Genomic DNA, 25,110 nt, shown 5'->3' on the forward strand with positions numbered 1-25,110 from the left:
CTTAAATAGAATACTTAATTTAAAACTTTTAAAGGACCATTTTCTCAATTGGACAAACTAAAATTCCTTCGGCTCCAGCTTCTTTCAATTGATCAATAACATCCCAAAAACGATCTTCTTCAATAACAGTGTGGACGCTTGACCAACCTTCTTGTGCCAGAGGCATTACGGTTGGACTTTTCAATACGGGCAAAATCTCATTGATAAGCTCGATTTTATCATTTGGTACATTCATCAAAATGTATTTTGATTTACGCGCTCTTAATACCGATTGGATTCTGAATTGTAATTTGTTTAAAATAGCTTTATTTTCAGTTGTTATTTTTGGAGAAACTGCCAAAACCGCTTCACTTTTAAAAATAACTTCTACTTCTTTCAGATTATTTTTAAATAAAGTACTTCCACTAGAAACAATATCGACTATAGCATCGGCAAGACCAATATTTGGAGCAATTTCCACTGAACCTGAAATTTGGTGTAAATCAACAGTTACATTTTTAGAATTAAAAAAGTCTAAAACCGTATTTGGATATGAAGTGGCAATTCGCAATCCATCTAAATCTTTTAGCGAATTGTATTCGAAATTTTTAGGCACCGCTACCGAAACCTTACATTTAGAAAAACCTAGTTTTTCCGCAACTTCAATATTTTTTCCTTTTTCAACCAAAAGATTATCCCCAACAATAGCGGCATCCACAACTCCATCAATTAAATATTGAGGAATATCGGAGTTTCTTAAATACAATACTTCTAATGGAAAATTGGAAGCTGATGCTTTGAGTTGGTCATTTCCATTATTTATAGAAATCCCACAATCTTTTAGAATTTGAATACTGTCTTCATTTAAACGTCCTGATTTTTGAATTGCAATTTTTAGTGTACTCATTTTTGTTTAATTTTTGTTATTTGTTTAGAATATTATGATTGAGTACAAATTTCAGGCAATAAAAAACCCGCTTGATGTACTCAAACGGGTTTTTAGATTATGATGATTTACACACATAACATTAACACATCGCTTGAGAGCAATAATGAAAATGATGGTGATGTAATTTATTTGTTAGCATGTTTTTGTAATTGTATTGATCTTAAATTCTTTTGCAAATATAAGTAATAAATGATTTACAATCCAATTTTTAATTTAACTTAAAGATATCTTATTGTTAAATTAATACTATCTATCGTATTCTTTTGGTTCCGATTTTTTTGAATCGGGAGTTTCTTTTTCTGAATCAACACTATTTTTAACAACTGAATCGATGCTTTCTTCTCTAATTTCAGTGTGACGAATTTCACCTCCGGAAGTTCCCACTAAAGTTGTTAAATAGACACCCACAATTGCTACAATAGCGGCTACAAAAGAAATGAATTTAGCTTTTGCATGATTTTTTATATTTAAAACTATACCTAAAATGGAAATACCTCCGAGTAAATACAACACAATTGCTAGCTTTTCGGCTATTTCTTCATGTTCATGAATTATTCTTTTTCCGATATTAGGCATATCTTCAACCGTTTCCTCTGCTCCTTCACCTGTTCCCATACTAAATGCCGCAAAAAGAGCCGCGACAAGGAACAAAACATAAGCGGTATTTTTAACAGAATTATTTTTTAAAATTATTCCCGTAATTAATATCCCTAGACCTAAAATCGTTCCGATAATTGGAAAATGGTTAACTACCATGTGTAAATGTGCATCATTCATAATATAATTTGTTTAAGGTTTTAAAAGTTATGTTCAATCATCGATTCTTATTCAAAATTGAATCATTTATCCCGCCAATGAAACGCCAATTAAAGAGCCAATTACATAAGTTACCGCAGCGGCTACCAATCCGAAAGATACTTGTCTAAGTCCCGAAAACATAATACTTTTCCCAGTTAATAAGGTTATTGCGGCACCTATCCCATAAAGACCAATAACACTACTTCCAATACTCAATAAAATCGCTTTTTTTCCATCTAAAAATATAAAAGGATATAGAGGTATAATTGCTCCAATGGAAAAAAGTACAAAAGAAGCAATAGATGCTTCCCATGCTGAGCCACCTAATTTTTCTTTATCAATACCTAATTCCTCTGTAATAATAGCATCTATTGCTGTTTGCGGATTTTCAAATGCCTTTTCAGCTAATTTTTTAGCTTCTTCAATATTCATTCCTTTAGCTTGATACAACAAAACAAGTTCTTTTTTTTCTTCTTCGGGTGACGCTTCCAGTTCTTCAGTTTCTAAATCAATTTGACGTTGGTTTAATTCCCTTGAACTTTGTACCGAAAGCCATTCACCCAAAGCCATTGAAATCGCTCCCGCCAAAAGGCCTGCAATTCCGGTTAACAATATCGTATTATTAGAAACGGCAGCGCCAGCAACTCCCATAACCAAACTCATATTAGAAACCAATCCGTCATTAGAACCTAAAACTGCCGCTCGCAAAGCATTACCACCAACCGATTTATGTCTGCTTTCAAATTTAGATAAAAAGTCGCCCGAAACATTTAGTGCTGCATTATTGTTTACGGCTTCAATAATATTAAGGTGATTGTGTTCAAAACCGGTGGGCTTTTCTCCGTTTTCAGTTTTGCTTTTTATTGCATTAATAGCAAATTGTCTCTCGATATTGGAAAGGCTACTAATTATAGAAGTGTAACCAAAAAATTTACCTAATTTTAATTGAAATTTAGCTCTTCCTGAAGGCAAAGGCATTTTGTAATTAGGTTCAACAGGCCGTACTTTATCCAGCATTTGTTGCGCATGTCCTTTTTCTATATCCGACAATCCTCGTAAAACTCTTGTAAGATTGTCATCTGATTGAATTGCAGCAATACTCTCATACAAAAAAGCAGTATCTACTTCGGTTTGTAATTGATTTTTTAGTTTATTTAAATCCATAATTATTTTTTTTTTCATTTAAAAGACAAACTTTTTTCAATATGAACCTATTCTCATTTTTTTATAAATATTTAGCTGTTTTAGCTTACACTTAGTTTTACTTGAGTGCCAATATTTTCTTTACTTGAAATTTCAATCTCTACTTTTAGTATATCACAAATTCTTTTAGTAATTGATAAACCTAAACCTATTCCTTTAATTTCTGGAATATTTGTTGAATTTGTTGTTCTATAAAAGGAATGAAATACTTTGTCTATTTCATTTTCAGAAATTCCGATACCATGGTCAGCAATTTCAAAAAAAGTTGTCGATTTTACATTATTATATGATATGTAGATGGAACTATTATCATTAGAATATTTTAAAGCATTTAAAATCAAATTATTTAAAACAATAGAAAGTAAATACAAATCTGATTCAACGTAATACTCCTTTTCAAAGTCCTGCTTAATAGTGATGTTTTTCTGTTTTATTTTTGAAGCAAAACGACTCAATATTTCATTTATAATCTGAATAAGATTAATTTTTTCAATCCTTATAGATAATTTTTGATTTTCAAATCGTGCTAATAGTAATAATTCGCTCCGTTAATTCGTCAAAACCGAATGGTTTTCTTATATAATCATTGGCTCCGGCTTTCAACCCTTCTATTGTTTCCTGAAGAGTATCTTTGGCCGTCAAAAAAATAATTGGTGTACTGTTATCTTTTAATCGAACCGCTTTACAAGGTTTTAACCCAGTCATTTTTGGAAGCATCCAATCCAATAATATCAGATCAAATTTTTCTTTTTGAATTAATTCAAATCCTTGCAATCCATCTGTTGCGAAGGTAATTTTATAGCCTTCTTCTTCTAGTCCCTGTTTAAGGAATTGTATAATACCAATTTCATCTTCGACAATTAAAATATGCATCATTTATTGCATTATAAATTTAACAGCTAAGGATACAATGTTTGCATTTAAACCATCATTTCTAACATAATGATTGTATCTGAAATCGATATTTTTTAATCCAAATTTCCAAATTTTGGAACCTAGCAAAATATCTAAATAGCTTAAGCCAAAGCCATACTGACTGGCATTAAATGCTGATAAATCGTAGTCTGAAGTGTAGTGTTTTTCAGTTGAAATATGCTTTTCAAAAGGAGCAAAATAGTCGGACGCTGTTTGCACATAATATCTGTACATAGGGTAAACTGTAAATTTCTCCCCTAATTTAATTGGTAATTCAATAGAAGCAGTATGAGCCTGAACACCCCAATTATCTTCGTAATATCTATAATACGTCTTGGCAACTATATATTCATTTACATAAAAATTGATTCTTGCACCTATTGGAACTTTAAAACGAGTATTTGGCAATCGTTCAATATCATCCGCAAGTCTATAAACGCCTTTATTTTCCGGTGTTTCATATACAGGGATATACTGCGCTTGTCCAATATAATAATTTGATTTATCTGAAAAATAAACTCTTTGATAAGGTGTAGCCAATAATCCTTCTTGTTTTAGAACATCCATGAATACTGACATTTGAATCCTTTTTGAAAGTATTTGTGAGAAAGATAAAGACGCCGAATATGAATTTCTATTTTTGGTATTATAAGTTGTAAAAGCAGAAGGCAAATAACCATTTGAGGCATTCCCATTCTGATCCATAATAGTCACTCCAAAAAAATAACCTTGATTCTGGAAATTATTTTCATATAATGAATACTCATGTAATTCTGTAGGATAAATAGGTCTCCATTGATCTAAATACGCATTTACTTTTAAGCCTATTTCCGTATTTTTTTCATTGAATAATTTGGTTATTCCTCCACCAAAACCAACGGAAGTATAGTCATATTCATTGGAAAATGAAATATCTGCGCTCCAAATTGTATTTCTATTATCAGAACTATGGCTATAATTTGTGACGATTGAGGCCAATTCATCATTTCCAGAAGCACCCGAGGATGCCTGCCAGGGCGTTCCATATGGACCTTTCGAATTCCCGGAACCCGATGCACCTGTAGCATTAAATGGGTTTATATTACTTGATGATGCTGAAGTATATGCAGAAATCCCAACATCAAATGTCAAAACATCATCTTCATTTAATGGCACAGCTACAACGATATTAGAAGCAATATCAGTTAACTTTTCAGCACCAATTCCCCCAGCAACAGGAGAGTGCACTCCGTCTTGTTTGTAATAGCTGAATAAAAAATCAACTTCTGTATTTTCTAAAACTCTTTTCTTAAAAGTTGTTGTCGTATCTTGAGTTTGAGCCATGGCAGCTACATTAACTAATAAAATAATTAAATATATTCTTTTTTTCATGATACTTACTTAATTACAACCACAGCCACCGCCAGTTTTTCCTCCATTTGCTCCAGCAGCAGCTTCCCGATACACTTGAAAAGTAGTCTCATATCGTTCTGCGGTTTTGGCACTTAATTTCATATCCGTATCATTGATAAATTGTTTATCGTATTCTTTTACCGCTACACAAGATTGCATGACAACTATTAGAATTATAAAAAGCACTGCTTTATTCATCTTTATATTTTTTTAAATCAATATTTTTTGAGGAAAATATTTTTCCGTTATCATCAACATAAATACAACCAATTCCTGGTAACTGATTTACTAAATCTAAGCCAACATCAACACCTAAAACAAATATACCAGTTGCTAGAGCATCTGCTAATTCAGTTGTTTTTGCAAAAACAGATACACTTATAACACCAGATGAAGGATAACCTGTTCTTGTGTCAATTATATGGGAATATCTTTTTCCGTTGAAAGTTACAAATTTCTCATAGCTTCCTGATGTTTCTACAGCGCTATCCTCTAATGGAAATGTTGCAAATATTTTATTTTTGTTTAAAGGGTTCTTAATACCTACTTTCCATTTCTCCCCATTGGTCTGTTTTCCCCACGTATTAATGTCTCCTGAGATGTTTACGATTCCGGCAACGACACCTTTAGAAATTAGTAAAGTTTTAATTTTATCTGCTATAAATCCTTGTCCAATTCCGCCTAAACCCAGTTTCATACCGTCAAATTTTAGAAATAGGGTATTGTTCTTATGGTCTAAAATTATATTTTTATATCCGACTTTTGAAACAGAATTTTTTATCTCTTCTGGAGTTGGCATTTTAGTCATACTTCCGTCAAATTTCCAAATCTTATCCATAGAAGCATAACTAATATCAAAAGCACCTGAAGTTAATTCTGATATTTTTATCGAGCGTTCTACTAAATCAAAAACTTCTTGAGGTACTTTAACTGGTTTTATCCCTGCAAATTTGTTAACCTGTGAAATTGGAGTTGTTGGAATCCAATCAGAAATTAGATTTTCAATTCGAGATACTTCTGCAACTGACATATCGATATAATAATCAGCCTCCGGAATATTTTTTGTCACAACAGTCATTTCAAAAGGGCTGCCTAACATAGATAAAGTCCTTTTTTGCGTTACTTGAGCTGATCCGAAAGTACCGGCCAAGAGAAAAGAAATAAAAACAATTAATCTCATTACTTTTATTTTATAAATGAATTAAGCAGGTTAACATATTCTGTGGGAGAAACTTTTTTATAACCTGTTTTTGCTAATACCTTTCCATTTTTGTCCAAAACGACAACTAATGGAAACATTCCATCTTTATTATATTTCTCTGCCAAACTTTGGTTCTGTTTTTTTATTTCCGGAGACAATTGATTTTGCTTTTTCTTCGGGAAATCTGCGCGTTCTAGAATTAGATTATTTTTTGCATATTCCATAAACTCGGCCGATTTCCAAATGTCTCTATCGAGTTTAATACAAGGTCCGCACCAATCTAAACCTGAAAAAACGAGTAAAATATTTTTATTCTGGTTAGTTGCCTCCGTTTTTGTAATCTCAAAATTAGTTCTCCATTCTTGTGAATAACCAATTGTTACTAAAAAAAGTAACATTAATAAGAATATTTTTTTCATGATTAATTTTCGTTTTTTATTTATGAATATACTCTAAGAGAGTTTCCAGTCAGTGAAGTATTATATTGTTTCAAATTTGTGTTTGCCGGACCTCGAGTAACTACACCGCTACTACTAAACTGCGCTCCATGATTTGGACAAAGAAAATCATTTGCTGAAGCAACGTAATTTACATTAGTGCCTTCATGTGTGCATGCAGCTGATACGGCAATGAAAGTTCCTGAATTAGTCCTTGCAACAACAATACCTTGTGTTATTAAATATCCTCCATTTGTTGCTAATGAACCTATACTCGTATCAAGCAAAAAATCTACTCCGCTTGGTGCAGGAGCCGGCGATGGTAAAGTGGAATTGTCACTAGAACAACTTGAAGCTAATCCTGCTATGCAAGCAGGCACTAATGCAGCAGTTGCCCCAAATCCTACTTTCAAAAAAAATTCTTTTCTATTCATATTAATTGTTTTTTGATTAACACATTAACTTCGTTACAAATTAACTCTAAATATAAAATAAAATTGTTAAAATAATCCTTCTTAAGCCAAAATTAAGAATAGAATACATCTAGTACTGAATGTTTTTATTGTTTCAAATTAGTATTTTTGTAAAAAATAAATCTTTATGACGCTTTCAAAGAAGTTTTCTCCATTTTACAATCTTATGCTTTTCTATATTATTGTTAGCATTGTTTTAAGAATAGTTCTATTATTTCATCCTATCACCCAAAGCTCATTTAGTTTTATCGATATTATCAAAATATTTGGATTTGGATTAATCTCTGATTTTTTCATTTTTGTATTGGTCAGCGGTTTTTTATGGTTATATCTTATTTTTATATCCAATTCAAAATATTTAAAACCGTATGGTTATATCTTTTTCGGGCTATTACTTGCCTTCTTATTGTATGTTTCATTTGGCAATACAATTCTTAATGAATATGGTGGAGCACTCCCCGCAATTGGGATAGCTTTTATCGCTATAAAAACTATTTTATTTGGTTTGTTACTTTTTCTGCCAAAATACCGAAACCAAATTAGATTCTGGTTGTTCTCCTTTGTCATTTTCTTGTATGTTGTTTTGATTTTGCAAAATGGAATCAGTGAATACTTTTTTTGGAATGAATTTGGGGTAAAATACAACTTCATAGCCGTTAATTATTTGGTTTACACTAATGAAGTAATCGGGAATATAATGCAATCGTATCCTGTAATTCCAATATTCACAGCATTATTTGTTGTAGCTGGTTTAATAACGTATTTAATCGTAAGGCATTCAAAAAATTACATTAAGAGTATTCCAACTTTTGTACAAAAAATACAGTTATCGGGAATTTATCTTACTTTGTTTGGACTCTCTTTATTGGCAATACCCTATTTATCTGCTCAGGAAAATTCACCGAATATTTTTGCAAATGAATTAGAAGCGAATGGAATCTATAAGTTCTTTCTAGCCTTTAAAAATAGTGAATTAGACTATTTTAAATTCTATAAAACACTTCCTGAAAAAGAAGCGTATGCTTTATTACAAAAACAAATTTCAGGAATTTCAGGAGAGACTTCTTTGCGAAAAATTCAAAGCGCTGCTGCCGAAAACCATAAGAATGTAGTGTTGATAACTATCGAAAGTTATAGTGCTGATTTTATGAAAATGTACGGGAACGATCAAAATCTTACACCTTTTTTGGATAGTTTAGCAACTAAAAGTTTATTGTTTACAAATCTTTATGCTGTTGGGAATAGAACTGTTCGCGGCCTTGAAGCTGTTACTTTGTGTTTCCCTCCCACTGCTGGCGAAAGTGTGGTAAAAAGGGAAGATAATAAAAACAAATTTTCAACCGGAAATATCTTCAAGCAAAAAGGGTATACAGTGAAATACCTTTATGGAGGTGATGCTTTCTTTGATAATATGGAGGATTTTTATACTGGGAACGGTTATGGAATTGTGGATAAAAAAACATTTACTCCTCAAGAAATTACTTTTTCGAATGTATGGGGCGTTTGTGATGAGGATATGTACAATAAAGCTATCAAAGTAATGAATGGGGAAGCAAAGCAAAACAAGCCATTCTTTAATCATATCATGACGGTAAGTAATCACAGGCCTTTCACTTATCCCAATAATAAAATTGATATTCCAGGAGATGCCAAATCTCGTGATGGTGGCGTAAAATATACTGATTTTGCCATGAAAAAATTCTTCGAAATGGCCAGCAAACAACCTTGGTTTACTAATACTGTTTTTGTCATTCTTGCAGATCATTGTGCTTCAAGTGCTGGAAAAACAGAACTTCCTGTGGATAAATACAGAATTCCTGCGATGATTTACAGTCCCGGTTATGTTCAACCAAAACATTATACGAATTTGATGTCTCAAATAGATATTATGCCTACGTTATTTGGATTGTTGAATTTCAGTTATCAAAGTAAATTCTATGGAGAGGATGTCTTGAAAGCAGACTATAAACCTAGGGCGTTAATTGCAACGTATCAGGATTTAGGATTTATAAAAGATAATGTTCTAACTGTTATTTCGCCAAAACAGCAAGTGAAGCAATTTCAATTGACATTAAAAAAAGATCAAAAAACAGCACCTGATTTCCAAATTTATTACGACCAAAATCCGCTGATAAAAGAAAGAACTGATTTAGTAAATCAAACCATTTCCTATTACCAGACGGCTTCGGATATGTTGAAGAAAAAGAAATATCAGAAAATTAATTAGCATAAAAAAACGGGTGAGATAGCAATCTTACCCGTTTTATATTTCATTTTAGATTTAAAAAATTATTCTTTATCGTTTACTAAACCAAAAAGTATTCCTTTTTTAAATAATTTAGAATCTTGCTTTAACCCTTTTTTATTGCGCTTGGTAAGTGCTTCAGTATCTAAATTACTTAAATCTGGTTTCCCTGCATTTACCCAAGCGGTATACCAAAAACTAGCTGTAGCAGTAATTGCTTTTTTCATTTGATTTTCAACCATTCCATTCAACTCTTGATGGAATTTTGTAGCATAATCATCCGAATATAAAACGCCATTGTATTTGTTTTTTAGAATAGTTCCAGCCTCATCTACGACATACATTTTATTTTCTGGAGTTGTAGTTCTTAATTTTTTATCAGCCGCTAATAAAGGAGCTACTAAACTATGAGTGTCAAAAATAATATCCCAAGCTGCTTGATCAACATTTTCAATATATTTTCCTTCATCCGCATTTAGCTTATAGTTCTTAACAAATAATTCGGGCAAACGACTTTCCCATAACGAATGAATTCCTTTCTGATTGGTATTTTGACCATCATGGTTGTCAGAAGTATGCAGAGGCATGTGTGCATCTCCTAAATAATGTCCAAGTTCTCCAGCAATAAATAGAATTTCGTTTTTTCGTTTTTCTTTAAAAGCTTTAGTTAATTTACCCATCATTTCTTGAATATACCAAGGCAATGTCCCATTTTTTGACAAGAATTTCTCATCGTATTTTTTCTTTGCAGCTTCCATTGTTTTAGGAATACTGTCAACGCTTCCAAAATTCTCCATGTCAAAATAATGACGAGGACCTTCGGCTTTATCATTCAAAATAGATTTTCTTAAATCTGGAACAGTGGATTCCTGAGTGATAAAATCAATATGATTGTAAAAAAACGTTTGCAAAGGTTTTGGAAGTGCCATTACCGCAGCTCTATTGATTCTTTCATGGCCAACAACGCCCCATGATAACAGCAAAAAAGCAATTCCAATTGTAGATAACCCAATAAGTGTAGGTCTAATTTTCAAATTTTTCATCATATTTATTTATTAGAACTGCAAATGTATTTTTTTTAAATAAAATCCAATGAAATATGGTTTAAGATTATGTTAATTTAAAAACATTAATTAAAAATGTTTTGTTACAAAGGAAAAACAGTAATCTTACTGTCCTTATTTTAAGAAAAAGAAATTTAATTATTAATGTTGTTTTAAATAGTGCTCTTTAATTAAAATACATAATGGTTAACAGTGTTCCAATTGCTATAAATGCCCAAAGCAAAAGGCCTTGAAACAACGGTTTTACTCCAACCGATTTCAAAATAGTCCTATTCAATCCCGCTCCAATTAAAAACAACGTTACCGTAAGACCAATTTTGGCAATTGAAACCAAGTGTGGAGCCACAGTAGCTGTTTGTGAAACATACGTATTCATTGCCATTGCTAAAATAAATAATCCAATAAAATAGGGAATTCTAATGCTGCTGGATTTATTTTTGAAAATTACTGCCGTAAGTAAGGCTACCGGAATAATCCATAAAGCTCGGGCTAATTTTACAGTTGTAGCTATTTGCAATGCTTCGGGTCCAAATTTACTGGCTGCACCAACCACAGAACTCGTATCATGAATGGCAATCGCACACCATAACCCAAACTCTTTTTGTGATAAATCCAACCAGTTTCCCACAGCTGGAAATAAAAATAAAGCAACCGAATTCAGAATAAATATCACTCCTAAAGCAATGGAAGTTTGTTTTTCATCTGACTTAATTACCGGAGCAATCGCAGCGATCGCACTTCCTCCACAAATAGCAGTTCCGCATGAAATCAAATGAGAAGTTTTCTTTTCAATTTTCAGCCATTTTCCAAGAAATGTTCCTAAAATTAGAGTACTAAATATAGAGGCAACGGTAAATATAAAACCTTCCTTACCAGCCGATAAAGCACTATTGACATTCATTCCAAAACCTAAACCTACCACAGAAACCTGCAATAAAATGTTTGTTGCTTTATGGTTCAAATGTAAAAAAGGATGACCGGAAAGATTCGCTACAATCAGTCCCAACAATAAGGCGATTGGTGACGAAACAACAGAGGTCATGCAAAACAATAGCAGTGCAACAAAAATAATTTGCTGCTGTATTGCACTTATTTTAAAAAATAGGGGCACTTGCTTTAAAATTACGTTCTGATTTCGTTCCATTATAAAGTAATTGAATGATTACTATACAAAGGTGAATAGATTAATCTGTATTAACCAATCGCAAAAAACAATCTACTATAACCTTAAATTATAATGACTAGATATGTTTTTTATAAATAATTCTGACAGCGCATCAACCTTTCCTTGCAAAGTAATGATATAAAAAAAGCGTTCTATCACAAAATCATCAACATCCAAAATAACCAATTCGTTGTTTTTAAGCTCTTTTTCTATGGCATGTATAGAAATAAAAGCGACACAATCAGAATTCATTAAATAGGATTTTATACTTTCTGGGCTTCCCAACTGCATTTCAATTTTCAATTGCGAGAGATTAATTCCGAAAGATTTTAACGCATGTTCAATAACTTCAAGTGTTCCAGAGCCCTGCTCTCGAGTTACAAATTGCAGGTCTTTCAAATCCTCTAAACTAACTTGTTCTTTGTTTTTCAAAGGATTGGTATTATTGCAAACCAGAACTAATTCGTCTTTCAAAAACTCAGTGTATTTAATAGACTGAGTTTTAGATTGTCCTTCTACAATACCTATTTCAATCTCTTTATTAAGTAATGCTTTTTCAATTTGTTCTGTATTTCCGTTCAGTAGATTTACTTTTATATCCTGCATTTTTTTATGAAAGCGGGCCAAAAGAGGCGGAATTATATATTGAGAAATTGTTGTACTGGCTCCTAATCGAAGCAATCCTTTTTGTTTATTGATTAGTGCGCTCATGTCAAAATCAATTTCTCTATAGACTTCAAATATATTTTTCGTGTGCTTAAGCAATACTTCACCAGCAATGGTAAGTGAAATTTTCGAACCGTTTCTTTCAAAAAGTTTAATTTTATATTGTTCTTCCAGCTCTTGAATATGTTTAGAAATGGCAGGTTGCGTAATGAATAATTCCGTTGCGGCTTTTGTAAAACTCAATCTATTGGCGACAGTAAAAAATACTTTTAATCTAAAATCCATAATATATATATTTATCTAAATGGAATTTAAATCTACAACAATCCATTATATTTTCTAAAAAACCATTCGGTTGAAAGAAAAATCGAAATTAAAACCAGTAACCAAACCCAATCAATCAAAGGTGTTTTGGTCATAGTATTTTTTTGAACGGCTTTGTATTCTTCATTATCCAAAAGTGATTTTATTAACACCTCAAGTTGATCCGGGAAATAGGTTTTTCCTTGTGTTTGAGAGGCTAATTGTGTCAATTTTTCTAAGTCTGGGTTAACGAATTGTTTTTCGATGTCAAAATCCAGTATTTCAAAATGATTGGAATAGGTAGTTTTTGAATTCAATTCTTTTACCGAAAAATCATAATTCCCTGCAGTAAGTCCATCAAGATTGACTTGATAAGAATTATTGCTTTTTAATAAATCGTAATTTTTAGTTTGCTTGGTTTTAGTATTAGTTACGGCAATTGTCAAACGAGCTTTCTCATCAAACTCATAGTTTTTATTGAAATATTGCGCAGAAATTTCAATTGCTTCTCCTGAATTATAGAAATTTTCGTTCACAACTACCAGTGATTTTTTTGAATTATTAGAAGCCAAAAACTGGATAATCTTGTCTATAAATACATCAAACTTCTCAAAAGACTGATTATCGATATGACTTTGTAAACGCCATTTCCAACTATTCTCCCCTAAAAAATAAGCCGTCCTTTTGCCTTGGTTTTCAGTAAAAGCCAATAAAGGTGAGTTGGTATCAATATTTCTTATTTTGGAAGAAAGCAATACCGAAACATTTCCCTTTGTAGTTATATTTCCAAAGGGATTTTGCAAAGGAGGAAAATTTTCGAAACCAATATTATCAATTGCAAAGAGATTAAATTGAGAATTAAATTCAGCTAAATAATCTTCTTTTTGACTACTCATTTTGAAAGACAAATTATCCTGTTGTTGATTCAAAAAATTGAAATCTGTATTGTTGCCCGTAATAATGAATGTGTTGATTCCGGCCAATTTAGCTGTATCAAAAATAGATTTAAATTCAGGTGTAGGTTGGTACAGAATTAAAACATTATAATCTTGTAATGATTTGATATTATTAGGCTTAATTAAAGTTACTTTACGTTGTGCATTAGTTTCAATTGCATGTTTCAAAGCACCAATATCGGGATGATTTATAGCCGAAATAATGGCGATATTCGTTTTCTGGTCAATCACTTCTACGGCAAAATTCTTGGTGTTATTATAGGTGTTTTTTTCCTTTTCTTTAGATGAAATTGTAGCTTTAAAAACTTGCAATCCTACTTTATTTGCTGGTAAAAGTACAGTCACAATAGCTGTTTTTTTCGATGGCGAAAATGAAATGGATTGTTTACTAAATAGCGAATTCCCTTGTGAAATAATAAAATTCGCTGTTACATTTTTGGTTCCTGAATAGCGCAAAAAGGCTTCTACCGGAAACTTATTTTTGTAAAAAGCATATTTATTGACATTCAATTGATCTATTTTAAAATCTAAAAAAGTGGTCGTATCGCCCACAATTAATGGAAATACTTTATTAGCGGTATCAAAACCATAAACATAATCGTTACCTGAAGTTTGATTTCCGTCAGTAATAATTAAGGTTGGAAAAATCACATTTTTATTAATGCTTTTCAGGTTTTTAGCTACACCATCCAGATTGGTTTGCGTTCCTTTAAAATCAAATTTTTCCGATTGTTGAAATTCATCATCAAATTGATACGATTGAATATCAAATTTATCTTGCAATGCTGCATTCGAAATCAATTTTTGATACAATTCCATTGATTTTTCATTAGCACTCAAGAACGAAATGGAACTGGAATTATCAACAACAATTGGCAACGGTGTTTTTATAGTTTCAAGAGTATTTTTAGTTATTATTGGATTAATCAACAGCAATAAGATACCAAAAATGGACATAAAACGAAAAAAAGCCAAAAACAAACTAACTGTAGATTTGTTTTTGACTTTGTATAAATAGTGGTAAAATGACAAACTACCGGCTACTACTAAAGAAAGTATTATTAATAAAATAGTAATTATTGTCATTCTTTTTTATTTAAAAATTAAAAGATTAAATGTTTTAAAGATTATGAAATTTAACAATAACTCTTCAGCTCCATTTTTAAATACATAAATCATTCAATTTTTAAATCATATTAAGTAAGCATTCCTCCACAAACGTTCATAACTTGTCCAGTAACATAAGTACTTAAGTCTGAGGCAAAGAAAAGACATGCATTAGCTACATCTTCAGTAGTTCCACAACGTTTCAACGGAATTCCGTCTCTCCATCCTTTCACGACATCTTCGTTTAATTTGGCTGTCATTTCGGTTTCTATAAATCCTGGCGCAATTACATTACAACGAATATTACGAGAACCTAATTCCAAAGCTACTGATTTTGAGAAACCAATAACTCCTGCTTTAGAAGCTGCATAATTGGTTTGACCTGCATTTCCCTTCACTCCAACCACAGAACCCATATTGATTATTGATCCGGAACGTTGCTTTAAGAAAGTTCTTTGAATGGCTTTGGTCATATTAAAAACTGATTTCAAATTAACATTAATTACTTGATCGAAATCTCCTTCAGACATACGCATCAAAAGGTTGTCTTTAGTAATTCCGGCGTTATTTATTAGAATATCAACAGTTCCAAATTCAGCTAAAACCGCATCTACAAATATTTGCGCTTCATTAAAATCAGCAGCATTTGATTGATACCCTTTAGCTTTAATTCCTAAAGCGTTCAATTCATTTTCAAGAGCCAAAGCTGATTCTACTGACGAGCTATAAGTAAATGCAACATTTGCACCGTGTTTTGCAAAAACTTCTGCAATTCCTTTTCCAATTCCGCGGCTTGCTCCTGTAATTATAGCAACTTTTCCTTCTAGTAATTTCATATTATAATGATAAGTATGTTTATTATTTTGATGTACAAATATAGATTATTTAAGCGTTTTATGAAATTTGTATTATAAAAAAAAGCCTTACCGAGGTAAAGCTTTTCAATAATATTTTTTATTTTTTTTTGAAATGAACTAAAAAGCAACATTCCATTTTGGCAATTTTCCATTTTCGTCAAGGAAATTTTGTAAAACTTGTCCTTCTACGAATGTTGGTATTGCTTTAGTCTTATCGTTGAATGTTTCATACCATACCACTTCAAGTGTACTGATATCTTCGATTTTCATTTGTGCTGGCCAAGAATATTTTCTTCCTGTTTTTGCAAATTGGTGTCCTTCTACAATTTTATCTTTCAAGCCACCATTTTTAATTTTCAAAGTTCCGTTGTTCTGAACAGTTCCAGTAGAACCGACCATAATTAACTCTTTCTCATCCCCTACTGAATATACTAAAAACACTCCAGATCCTTCTGAAGCATTACAAACTTCTTCTAAACTATCGTCTGTAGTGAATGAAAATTGATTGCTAACTTTGAATTTTTTTAACTCTTTATACATATTATTTTATTTTTATTTGAATTGGCTTCTGCAAAATAATACCCCAAAAATCGTGAGATCCATTAGAAACCATTCGTTTATGTTTGCTTTTATTAGCATTATATCTGAAAAACAGATCAATTTAATAAAGTGCAAAGATATTTCTTTAATTCAATTTATAATAAAAAAGCCTCACAAATGTGAGGCTTTTAAAATATTTAATTTTAGGCTCATTATCCTAAAACTTCTTTTACTTTTTTACCAATTTCAGCTGGAGAATCTACAACGTGTATTCCACATTCTCTCATGATTTGTTTTTTAGCTTCAGCTGTATCGTCAGATCCACCAACGATAGCACCAGCATGACCCATTGTACGTCCTGCTGGAGCAGTAACTCCGGCGATAAAACCTACAACTGGTTTACGGTTACCATCAGCTTTAATCCAATGTGCAGCATCAGCTTCTAATTGTCCGCCTATCTCACCTATCATTACGATACATTCTGTTTCTGGGTCATTCATCAATAACTCAACCGCTTCTTTAGTAGTAGTTCCAATGATAGGATCTCCACCAATTCCAATTGCTGTAGTGATTCCTAATCCTTGTTTCACCACTTGATCAGCTGCTTCGTAAGTTAATGTTCCTGATTTAGAAACAATCCCAACAGTACCTTTTTTAAATACAAAACCTGGCATAATTCCAACTTTAGCTTCACCTGGAGTTATTATTCCTGGACAGTTAGGGCCTATTAATCTTGCATTTCTTTCTTTAACATAACTATTTGCTTTAATCATATCAGCAACAGGAATCCCTTCAGTAATTGCAATAATTACTTTTATACCTGCATCTGCAGCTTCCATAATTGCATCTGCAGCAAAAGCCGGTGGAACAAAAATGATAGTAGTATCAGCTCCTGCTTGTTCTACAGCATCTTTTACAGTATTAAAAACAGGTCTGTCTAAGTGAGTTGTCCCACCTTTTCCTGGAGTTACACCACCAACAACGTTAGTACCGTACTCAATCATTTGAGAAGCATGGAAAGTTCCTTCGCTTCCTGTAAATCCTTGAACAATTATTTTGGAATCTTTATTAACTAAAACACTCATGATATATATTTTATGTAGTTTTTAAAATTGTTATGCAAAAGTAAGGTTTTGTAAATTATTTTGAAGCCTTTTTTTTATCAAAATGTATTACGCTAATTGACTCATTTGGTACCCTCTGAACAATTTATCATCTTTTATTTGCCAAATTGTTATAAAATGTGCTAATAACATTTCTTCTCGTGGGTTTTCTATTGTTTTTACAAAATGAGAATAACGTACCGAAATCAAATCTTTTTCAGCAATAATATGGCTCATTCTAACTTTAGAGCGAACATACGCCTTACTTAAATCATTGGCTAAATTGAGTAGGGATTCATAGTTTAATTGAATAAATCCTTTACTGCTGTTCCATTCAACAATTACGTCGGGATGTAAAAAATCTTTCATGACTTCGCTGTCAATTAGAGCATCCGATTTATAAAATTTCTGAACGATTTCTTTAGCAGACATATTATTTTAGTTTATTTAAAATTTCTGGTATCTTTTTGATATTCGCCAGTTGTTTCAATTTTTCTCTTGATTCTTCAATTGGCGTACCAAAATAAGATTTACCGCCTTCTACTGATTTTGTAACTCCTGTCTGACCAAGAATGACTGCCTTCGCTCCTATAGTAATTCCGCTAGTAGTTCCTACTTGTCCCCAAATAGTAACTTCATCTTCAATAATTACGCAACCTGCAATTCCTGTTTGTGAAGCAATCAAACATTTTTTTCCAATCACGGTATCATGACCTACATGAACCTGATTGTCAATTTTTGTGCCTTCTCCAATGGTAGTGTCGCCTGTAACTCCTTTATCAATTGTGCAAAGTGCCCCTATCCCAACATTATCTTTAATTACTACTCTTCCACCAGAAAGTAATTGGTCATAACCTTCAGGACGTTTTTTATAGTAAAATGCATCGGCACCAAGAATAGTTCCAGCGTGGATAATTACATTATCACCAATTACAGTGTAATCATAAATCGATACATTAGAATGGATTAAACAATTTTTTCCAATAACAACATGGTTACCAATAAAGGTATTAGGCTGTATTATAGTGTTTTCACCTATACGAGCTGAAGTAGCTATTGAAACATTAGAAAATTGAAAAGGCTTGAAATAATTGGTCAATTTATTGAAATCTCTAAAGGGATCATCTGAAATCAGTAATGCTTTTCCATCAGGACATGCAACATTTTTATTTATTAAAACTATAGTTGCCGCTGAGTTTAATGCTTTGTCATAATACTTTGGATGATCCACAAAAACTATGTCTCCGGATTCGACAACATGAATTTCATTCATCCCTGTTACTGCAAAGTTTTTATCCCCAACATATTCACAGTTGATGATATTTGCAATTTCTTCTAAAGAGTAAACTTTTTGGAATTTCATAAATTTAGTGTTCGGTAATTAATATTCAGTATTCAGCTTGATTACAAACTGAATACCGAAAACTTTAATTTACTCTTTTACGCGTTCCATGTAAGAACCTGATGTAGTATCAATTTTAATTTTGTCACCTTCATTAATAAACAAAGGAACATTTACAGTTGCACCTGTTTCTACAGTTGCTGATTTTGTAGCATTAGTAGCCGTATTCCCTTTAATTCCTGGTTCAGCATAAGTCACTTCAAGTATTACTGAAGCTGGCATATCTACTGAAAGAGGTAAATCAGTTTCTGTATTGATACTTACCATTACATTTTCGCCTTCTTTCAATAAATCTGGTGAATCTAAAATGTTTTTATTTAAAGTAATTTGTTCGAAAGTCTCGGTGTTCATAAAATGAAAATCATCACCTTCTGGATATAAATATTGAAATTTATGGTTTTCTACTCTAACTTCTTCAATTTTGTGTCCTGCAGAAAAAGTATTATCCAATACTTTTCCATTCGTTAAACTTCTTAGTTTTGTTCGAACAAAAGCAGGTCCTTTTCCTGGTTTTACGTGAAGAAATTCTATGATTTTGTAAATATCATTATTGTATTTGATACACAATCCGTTTTTTATGTCTGAAGTAGATGCCATTATATTGTTTATTTTATTAAAATTTTTATTTTGTGATAACTGAAAACAGTTTAATAATTTCCTGAATATCCTTTCATTATTCCTCTTGACGAATTTCTGATAAAATCAATTATTTCATCTCTTTCCGTTGTTGCTTCCATCTCCGCTTCGATAATATCTAATGCTTGAGAAGTATTATAATTTTTCTGATACAGAATTCTATAGATATCCTGTATTTCTCTTATCTTTTCGGTTGTAAAACCACGTCTTCTCAATCCTACAGAATTAATTCCAACATAAGACAAAGGTTCTTTTGCCGCTTTTGTATACGGAGGAACATCTTTTCTTACTAAAGAACCACCTGATATCATCGCATGATCTCCTATGCTTATAAATTGATGAATTGCTGCTAAACCTCCAATAACTGCAAAATTACCTACAGTAACGTGACCTGCCAAAGCGACACCGTTTACTATAATTGCATTATCGCCGATGTGACAATCATGCGCAATATGTGCTGTTGCCATAACAAGGCAATTATTACCTAAAGTAGTTTGTCCAGATGCTATAGTGCCTCTATTGATGGTTACACATTCTCTAATGGTACAATTGTCGCCAATTATTGCTAAAGAATCTTCTCCTCCAAATTTCAAATCTTGTGGAACTGCTGAGATTACAGCACCAGGGAATATATTGCAGTTTTTTCCAATTCTTGCGCCTTCCATGATGGTAACATTTGAACCTATCCAAGTTCCATCTCCAATAATAACATTATTATGAATGGTGGTAAAAGGCTCTATGACAACATTTTTGGCTATTTTTGCGCCAGGATGAACATATGCTAGTGGTTGATTCATCTACTTTTTTTATTTTATATATTAATTAGAACAAAAAAACTGTAAACCCATTTTTTAAAATGAACAATACAGTTTTAAATCTAAATTTATTGTTTTTTCGCAATTTGGGCCATTAACTCCGCTTCTGCAACCAGTTTCCCATTTGCGTAAGCATTCGCTTGCATATGACAAATTCCTCTTCTGATAGGCGTAATTAAATCACATTTAAAAATTAAAGTATCACCTGGGAGTACTTTATGTTTGAATTTAACCTTATCAATTTTCATAAAGAAAGTCAAATAATTTTCAGGATCAGGAACCGTACTTAATACTAATATCCCTCCTGTTTGTGCCATTGCCTCTACAATTAAAACACCTGGCATAACTGGAGCTTCCGGGAAATGTCCAACAAAGAAATTTTCATTCATCGTAACATTTTTCATACCCACAACATGACTTTCAGACATTTCAATAATTCTGTCAATCAATAAAAATGGAGGTCTGTGAGGAAGAACAGCCATGATTTTATGAATGTCCATTAAAGGCTCTTGATTTAAATCATAAACAGGAACATAATTTCTTTGTTCTATTTTTATGATTTTCGCCATTTTTTTTGCAAATTGGGTATTTACAAAATGTCCTGGCTTATTGGCTATTACTTTACCTTGTATTCTTGTTCCAATCAAAGCTAAATCACCCACTACATCCAGCAGTTTGTGTCTTGCCGCTTCATTTGGATAATGCAAAGTAAGGTTGTCTAAAATACCGTTCGGTTTAACTGTTAACTCCTCTTTTCCAAAAGCAACTTTTAAATTTTCCATTGTAGCTGCAGATATTTCTTTATCAACATATACGATGGCATTATTCAAATCGCCGCCTTTTATTAAGCCGTTTTCTAAAAGTGATTCTAATTCATGTAAAAAGCTGAATGTTCTGGATTCAGATATTTCAGTTTTAAATTCTGAGATATTTTTCATGTTAGCATTTTGGGTTCCTAAAATTTTAGTTCCAAAATCAACCATTGCAGTAACTGAATAATGATCGCTTGGCATAACTAAAATTTCGCTACCGGTTGCTTCGTCAGTAAAAGAAATAACTTCTTTTACGACATATACATTTCTTTTAGCATTTTGCTCTTCGATTCCCGCCTTTTCAAGGGCTTCAACAAAATATTTTGACGAACCATCCATTATAGGAAGCTCTGAAGCATTCAGTTCTATGATGACATTATCTAAATCACAACCAATTAATGCTGCTAAAACATGTTCTGGTGTTTGAATTTTTACGCCTAGTTTTTCTAAATTGGTACCTCGTTGTGTGTTTACAACATAATTTGCATCAGCTTCAATAACAGGTTGTCCTTCCAGATCTACACGAACAAAAGTAAAACCATTATTTACTGGAGCTGGTTTAAAAGTCATTTTAACTTCTTTTCCTGTATGTAATCCAACTCCAGTTAATGAGATTTCTGTTTTGATGGTCTGCTGTTTAACCATTTTTTCCATTTTTTTGGTTTAATATTTGTTTTTTTAATTCCTCTATTTCTGCAACAATTTTAGGTAAATTTTTGAAATGAACATACGATTTACTAAAATCACTATATCCAAATGCAGGGCTTCCTTGCAGAATCTCATTATCTTTTATATTTCTTCCTACACCAGATTGAGCCTGAATGCGGACATTATTGCCAATAGTCAAATGTCCCGAGATTCCTACCTGACCTCCAATCATGCCATTCTTGCCAATTTTTGTAGAACCTGCAACACCCGTTTGAGCGGCAATTACAGTATTCTCGCCAATTTCGACATTGTGGGCAATCTGAATTTGATTGTCAAGTTTTACTCCTTTTCTTATAATTGTAGAACCCATAGTAGCCCTGTCAATTGTAGTGCAGGACCCTATATCCACATAATCCTCAATAATCACATTCCCTATTTGTGGAATTTTGGTATACGTTCCGTCAGGATTTGGAGCAAAACCAAAACCATCAGCACCTATTATTGCTCCGGAATGTATCGTGCAATTATTTCCAATAACAGTCTCCGAATAAATTTTTGCTCCAGCAAATAATATTACATTATCTCCAATTATTACATTATCACCAATGAAACAATTAGGGTATATTTTTACATTTTCACCCAAAACTACATGCTGTCCCACGTAACTAAAACTTCCAAGATATAAATCATCTCCGTATTTTACGCTTTGTGAAAGAAAAGAAGGTTGCTCTATCCCACTTTTATTTAACTTTACCTGATTGTAAAATTCTAGTAATTTAGAAAATGCTGCATAGGCATCTTGCACTTTTATCAGTGTTGTGGATAGCGGTGATTCAGGAATAAAAGTGTCATTAACTATTGTTACCGAAGCCTTTGTAGAATATATATAATTGAGATATTTAGGATTTGACAAAAAAGTAAGTGATCCTTCAGCTCCCTCTTCTATTTTTGACAATCTAGAAACTTCAGCCATAGGATTCCCTACAACTTCACCATCTAAAATCCCTGCTATTTGTTCTGCTGTAAATTTCATTGCGACAAAAATATAAAAAAATAGATTTTAAATGTTCATTTTATGCAAGTTGTTTTGGGAAACATATATAATACTTGGTAACCAGTTTAGATAACGATTTTAAATTCAGCTGATCCGAAGATTCAATAACGTCCTCAATTGTTCTGTCTTTTTTCAAAATCCGTATCGGTTCGGCTTCTTTACTGTATGCTTGGTTTTTTATTTTCCCTTTAAAAATAAAATAATTAGTCTCCAATAATGAAATATTGTTCTCCTGTGCAAAGCGTTCTTTCAAAGGTTGCAACTCTTCAATACCAACTTTTTCACTGGTTAATTTTATTTTCAACAAATCTCGGTTGACAATCATTTTACTCAAAGATGACAGTATAAAATCGTCCTGTTTTTGCCAAGATTTTAAAGCACTTATAATATCAAAATCATCCAATTGAGAAAATAAATCCAAATTTTCAGTGTCAAAAGTATCCAAAGTAACTCTATTTTGCATAAAATACAGCAACGGCTCGCTACAAGGCAATTGGACTCCTTTTAATGTCAATTCTTTGGCGCGTTTTAAGACTTTCGTCAAAATTAACTCGGCTACCAAACTCGTTTTATGTAAATATGCCTGCCAATACATTAAGCGTCTTGACATCAGAAACTTCTCTACAGAATAAATTCCTTTTTCTTCAATTACCAAGAAATCATCTACCACATTCATCATTTGAATCAGTCGCTCTGAATTCACATTTCCTTCTGCCACACCCGAATAAAAACTGTCCCGTTTCAGATAATCCATTCGGTCCATGTCCAATTGACTGGATATCAATTGCAACATGAATTTTCGATCATATTCACCTTTAAAAATCTGAATTGCTAAACTCAACTGGCCGTCGAATTCCACATTCAATTGATTCATAAACAACAAGGAGATTTCTTCATGATGGACATCTTCAACAATGCTTTTTTCCATCGCGTGCGAAAAAGGTCCGTGTCCAATATCGTGCAATAAAATGGCAATGTACAACGCATTTTCCTCTTCTGAAGAAATCAAAACGCCTTTAAAACGCAATACATCCATCGCTTTTTGCATTAAGTGCATGCATCCTAAAGCATGATGAAAACGAGTGTGATTTGCTCCAGGATAAACCAAATACGACAAACCCATTTGGGAAATCCGGCGCAAGCGTTGAAAATAGGGATGTTGAACTAAATCGTAAATTAAGGCGTTGGGGATAGTAATAAACCCATAAATGGGATCATTGAATATTTTTAGTTTATTGATTTGAATCACTATAACTTTATTTTTGGTCAACAAATATAAGGAAATTAGACTTTAAAATAAGAAACGTTTGTTATGGCTATTTTGAATCAAATAAAACAGACGTTTCGATTAGTGCAAGTACTAAAAAAGGAGAGTTTTTAGCTCTCCTTTTAATTTTTATTATAGTCTTCTAATCCAGATATTTTTAAATTGAGTTTTGCAACCATGTTCTTGCAGCGCAATTACATCATCGCCATGTGACGAAGGATAGTTATGCAAACCAATATAAAGTGTCAACCCACTGATAGTAGCGTTATTCTGAACTAATACTCCATTGTGTAAAACCGTGATCCTTGCCGGTACATCAATTCTTCCGTCAGCTTTAAAACGTGGAGCAGTATAAACAATATCGTAGGTATTCCATTCTAAAGGTGCTTTCATGGCATTCACTAAAGGCGGTACATCTTTATAAATACTTCCCGCTTGGCCATTGCTATAACTTCTATTATTATAGGAATCTAATACTTGAAGTTCGTATCTATTTTGTAAAAATATCCCACTGTTTCCTCTCCATTGTCCTCCGTCAACCACTGTATCAGGTGCGCTCCATTCAACATGTAATTGACAATCTCCAAATTGCATTTTTGTTTGAATCGCTCCGGAACCATCTACTACTTCCATATATTCCTTATCCACTATTTTCCAAGGAGCTGGCTTTGTAACATCTTTTTGACTCACCCATTGATCTAAATTTTTACCGTCAAATAAAACTATCGCATCCGAAGGTGCATCTCCTAACTTTTTAGCCGGAGTGATTACTTTTACTTGTGGTTCCCATATTTCAGTCATTTCGGGTTTCATAGTCATTGGTGATACTGCCGGTGGTGTGTTTACATAATCATGTTGTGCCATGGCAACAGTTACTGTAAATAAAGTCATACTCAACAAATAGTTTCTAATTTTTTTAGATTTCATAAATAATTTGGTTTGATTTAATAAAAGTATAAAATTAGGATAAAATCGTATTGTTTTACATTAGGAACAAAAAAATGTTTTAAGCATTAGTTTCTTCTTTTTGTAAATAAATAATACCGTTCTCCACAGAATGTAATTGTTCCGTCAGTAGATAAAAATGTCAATGTTCATAATTATCTGACCAGCATGATTTTAA

26 protein-coding genes are annotated in these 25,110 nt (G+C 32.4%); 1 reads left to right on the plus strand and 25 read right to left on the minus strand.

The window, feature by feature from the left end:
* Positions 1–28 precede the first annotated feature (28 nt).
* From hisG to ACM55G_RS13730, 10 genes are all read right to left on the minus strand, one after another.
* Complete coding sequence (gene hisG / locus ACM55G_RS13685) at positions 29–886, minus strand: ATP phosphoribosyltransferase (protein ID WP_416844496.1); 858 nt, start codon at positions 884–886, stop codon at positions 29–31.
* Between the two features lie 288 nt (positions 887–1,174).
* Entirely contained in the window at positions 1,175–1,705 is a 531-nt protein-coding gene (locus tag ACM55G_RS13690; protein WP_416844497.1) for a DUF2231 domain-containing protein, read from the minus strand.
* A gap of 66 nt (positions 1,706–1,771) precedes the next feature.
* A complete protein-coding gene (locus ACM55G_RS13695; protein WP_416844498.1) occupies positions 1,772–2,908 on the minus strand; it encodes a VIT1/CCC1 transporter family protein in 1,137 nt (378 codons plus the stop codon).
* Positions 2,909–2,970: 62 nt separating this feature from the next.
* Positions 2,971–3,384 (minus strand): sensor histidine kinase, encoded by a 414-nt coding sequence (locus ACM55G_RS13700; RefSeq protein ID WP_416844499.1) that lies wholly within the window; start codon positions 3,382–3,384, stop codon positions 2,971–2,973.
* Between the two features lie 61 nt (positions 3,385–3,445).
* Positions 3,446–3,805 (minus strand): response regulator transcription factor, encoded by a 360-nt coding sequence (locus ACM55G_RS13705; RefSeq protein WP_416844500.1) that lies wholly within the window; start codon positions 3,803–3,805, stop codon positions 3,446–3,448.
* On the minus strand, positions 3,806–5,215 hold the full coding sequence (locus ACM55G_RS13710) for a DUF3570 domain-containing protein (protein ID WP_416844501.1): 1,410 nt from the start codon (positions 5,213–5,215) through the stop codon (positions 3,806–3,808).
* Positions 5,216–5,224: 9 nt separating this feature from the next.
* Positions 5,225–5,434, minus strand: coding sequence for a DUF4266 domain-containing protein (locus ACM55G_RS13715; protein WP_416844502.1), 210 nt, complete (start codon positions 5,432–5,434; stop codon positions 5,225–5,227).
* Positions 5,427–6,416 carry an FAD:protein FMN transferase gene (locus ACM55G_RS13720; protein WP_416844503.1) on the minus strand — a complete coding sequence of 330 codons (990 nt, stop codon included), beginning with the start codon at positions 6,414–6,416 and terminating at the stop codon, positions 5,427–5,429. The genes ACM55G_RS13715 and ACM55G_RS13720 overlap by 8 nt, the downstream gene beginning before the upstream one ends.
* 5 nt (positions 6,417–6,421) lie before the next feature.
* Complete coding sequence (locus ACM55G_RS13725) at positions 6,422–6,856, minus strand: thioredoxin family protein (RefSeq protein WP_416844504.1); 435 nt, start codon at positions 6,854–6,856, stop codon at positions 6,422–6,424.
* 20 nt (positions 6,857–6,876) lie between these two features.
* Positions 6,877–7,308, minus strand: coding sequence for a QcrA and Rieske domain-containing protein (locus ACM55G_RS13730; RefSeq protein WP_416844505.1), 432 nt, complete (start codon positions 7,306–7,308; stop codon positions 6,877–6,879).
* Positions 7,309–7,474: 166 nt separating this feature from the next.
* Here ACM55G_RS13730 and ACM55G_RS13735 point away from each other — a divergent pair, with 166 nt between their 5' ends.
* Complete coding sequence (locus ACM55G_RS13735; protein WP_416844506.1) at positions 7,475–9,574, plus strand: LTA synthase family protein; 2,100 nt, start codon at positions 7,475–7,477, stop codon at positions 9,572–9,574.
* 62 nt (positions 9,575–9,636) lie between these two features.
* Here ACM55G_RS13735 and ACM55G_RS13740 read toward each other — a convergent pair whose 3' ends face one another.
* From ACM55G_RS13740 to ACM55G_RS13810, 15 genes are all read right to left on the minus strand, one after another.
* Positions 9,637–10,638, minus strand: coding sequence for a zinc dependent phospholipase C family protein (locus ACM55G_RS13740; RefSeq protein WP_416844507.1), 1,002 nt, complete (start codon positions 10,636–10,638; stop codon positions 9,637–9,639).
* Between the two features lie 184 nt (positions 10,639–10,822).
* Positions 10,823–11,800, minus strand: coding sequence for a YeiH family protein (locus ACM55G_RS13745; RefSeq protein WP_416844508.1), 978 nt, complete (start codon positions 11,798–11,800; stop codon positions 10,823–10,825).
* Between the two features lie 75 nt (positions 11,801–11,875).
* Positions 11,876–12,772, minus strand: coding sequence for a LysR family transcriptional regulator (locus ACM55G_RS13750; protein WP_416844509.1), 897 nt, complete (start codon positions 12,770–12,772; stop codon positions 11,876–11,878).
* Positions 12,773–12,804: 32 nt separating this feature from the next.
* Positions 12,805–14,832, minus strand: coding sequence for a hypothetical protein (locus ACM55G_RS13755; RefSeq protein WP_416844510.1), 2,028 nt, complete (start codon positions 14,830–14,832; stop codon positions 12,805–12,807).
* A gap of 110 nt (positions 14,833–14,942) precedes the next feature.
* Positions 14,943–15,689: a 3-oxoacyl-[acyl-carrier-protein] reductase gene (gene fabG, locus ACM55G_RS13760; RefSeq protein ID WP_416844511.1), complete on the minus strand. Its 747-nt coding sequence runs from the start codon at positions 15,687–15,689 to the stop codon at positions 14,943–14,945.
* 138 nt (positions 15,690–15,827) lie between these two features.
* Complete coding sequence (locus ACM55G_RS13765; protein WP_416844512.1) at positions 15,828–16,250, minus strand: hypothetical protein; 423 nt, start codon at positions 16,248–16,250, stop codon at positions 15,828–15,830.
* 212 nt (positions 16,251–16,462) lie between these two features.
* Positions 16,463–17,335 carry a succinate--CoA ligase subunit alpha gene (gene sucD / locus ACM55G_RS13770; RefSeq protein WP_091207776.1) on the minus strand — a complete coding sequence of 291 codons (873 nt, stop codon included), beginning with the start codon at positions 17,333–17,335 and terminating at the stop codon, positions 16,463–16,465.
* A gap of 87 nt (positions 17,336–17,422) precedes the next feature.
* Positions 17,423–17,785: a nuclear transport factor 2-like protein gene (locus ACM55G_RS13775; RefSeq protein ID WP_416844513.1), complete on the minus strand. Its 363-nt coding sequence runs from the start codon at positions 17,783–17,785 to the stop codon at positions 17,423–17,425.
* Between the two features lies 1 nt (position 17,786).
* A complete protein-coding gene (locus ACM55G_RS13780; protein ID WP_416844514.1) occupies positions 17,787–18,716 on the minus strand; it encodes a UDP-3-O-(3-hydroxymyristoyl)glucosamine N-acyltransferase in 930 nt (309 codons plus the stop codon).
* A 69-nt stretch (positions 18,717–18,785) separates the two neighbouring features.
* Positions 18,786–19,352, minus strand: coding sequence for an elongation factor P (gene efp, locus ACM55G_RS13785; RefSeq protein ID WP_416844515.1), 567 nt, complete (start codon positions 19,350–19,352; stop codon positions 18,786–18,788).
* Positions 19,353–19,402: 50 nt separating this feature from the next.
* Complete coding sequence (gene lpxA, locus ACM55G_RS13790) at positions 19,403–20,188, minus strand: acyl-ACP--UDP-N-acetylglucosamine O-acyltransferase (protein WP_143388917.1); 786 nt, start codon at positions 20,186–20,188, stop codon at positions 19,403–19,405.
* Between the two features lie 86 nt (positions 20,189–20,274).
* On the minus strand, positions 20,275–21,663 hold the full coding sequence (locus tag ACM55G_RS13795; protein ID WP_416844559.1) for a bifunctional UDP-3-O-[3-hydroxymyristoyl] N-acetylglucosamine deacetylase/3-hydroxyacyl-ACP dehydratase: 1,389 nt from the start codon (positions 21,661–21,663) through the stop codon (positions 20,275–20,277).
* On the minus strand, positions 21,656–22,699 hold the full coding sequence (gene lpxD / locus ACM55G_RS13800) for a UDP-3-O-(3-hydroxymyristoyl)glucosamine N-acyltransferase (protein WP_416844516.1): 1,044 nt from the start codon (positions 22,697–22,699) through the stop codon (positions 21,656–21,658). The genes ACM55G_RS13795 and lpxD overlap by 8 nt, the downstream gene beginning before the upstream one ends.
* 40 nt (positions 22,700–22,739) lie before the next feature.
* Positions 22,740–23,969, minus strand: coding sequence for an HD domain-containing protein (locus tag ACM55G_RS13805; protein ID WP_416844517.1), 1,230 nt, complete (start codon positions 23,967–23,969; stop codon positions 22,740–22,742).
* A gap of 150 nt (positions 23,970–24,119) precedes the next feature.
* Complete coding sequence (locus tag ACM55G_RS13810; protein ID WP_416844518.1) at positions 24,120–24,914, minus strand: 3-keto-disaccharide hydrolase; 795 nt, start codon at positions 24,912–24,914, stop codon at positions 24,120–24,122.
* Between the last annotated feature and the right edge of the window lie 196 nt (positions 24,915–25,110).

Source organism: Flavobacterium algoriphilum (genome assembly GCF_048158655.1).
GTDB classification, from domain to species: domain Bacteria; phylum Bacteroidota; class Bacteroidia; order Flavobacteriales; family Flavobacteriaceae; genus Flavobacterium; species Flavobacterium algoriphilum.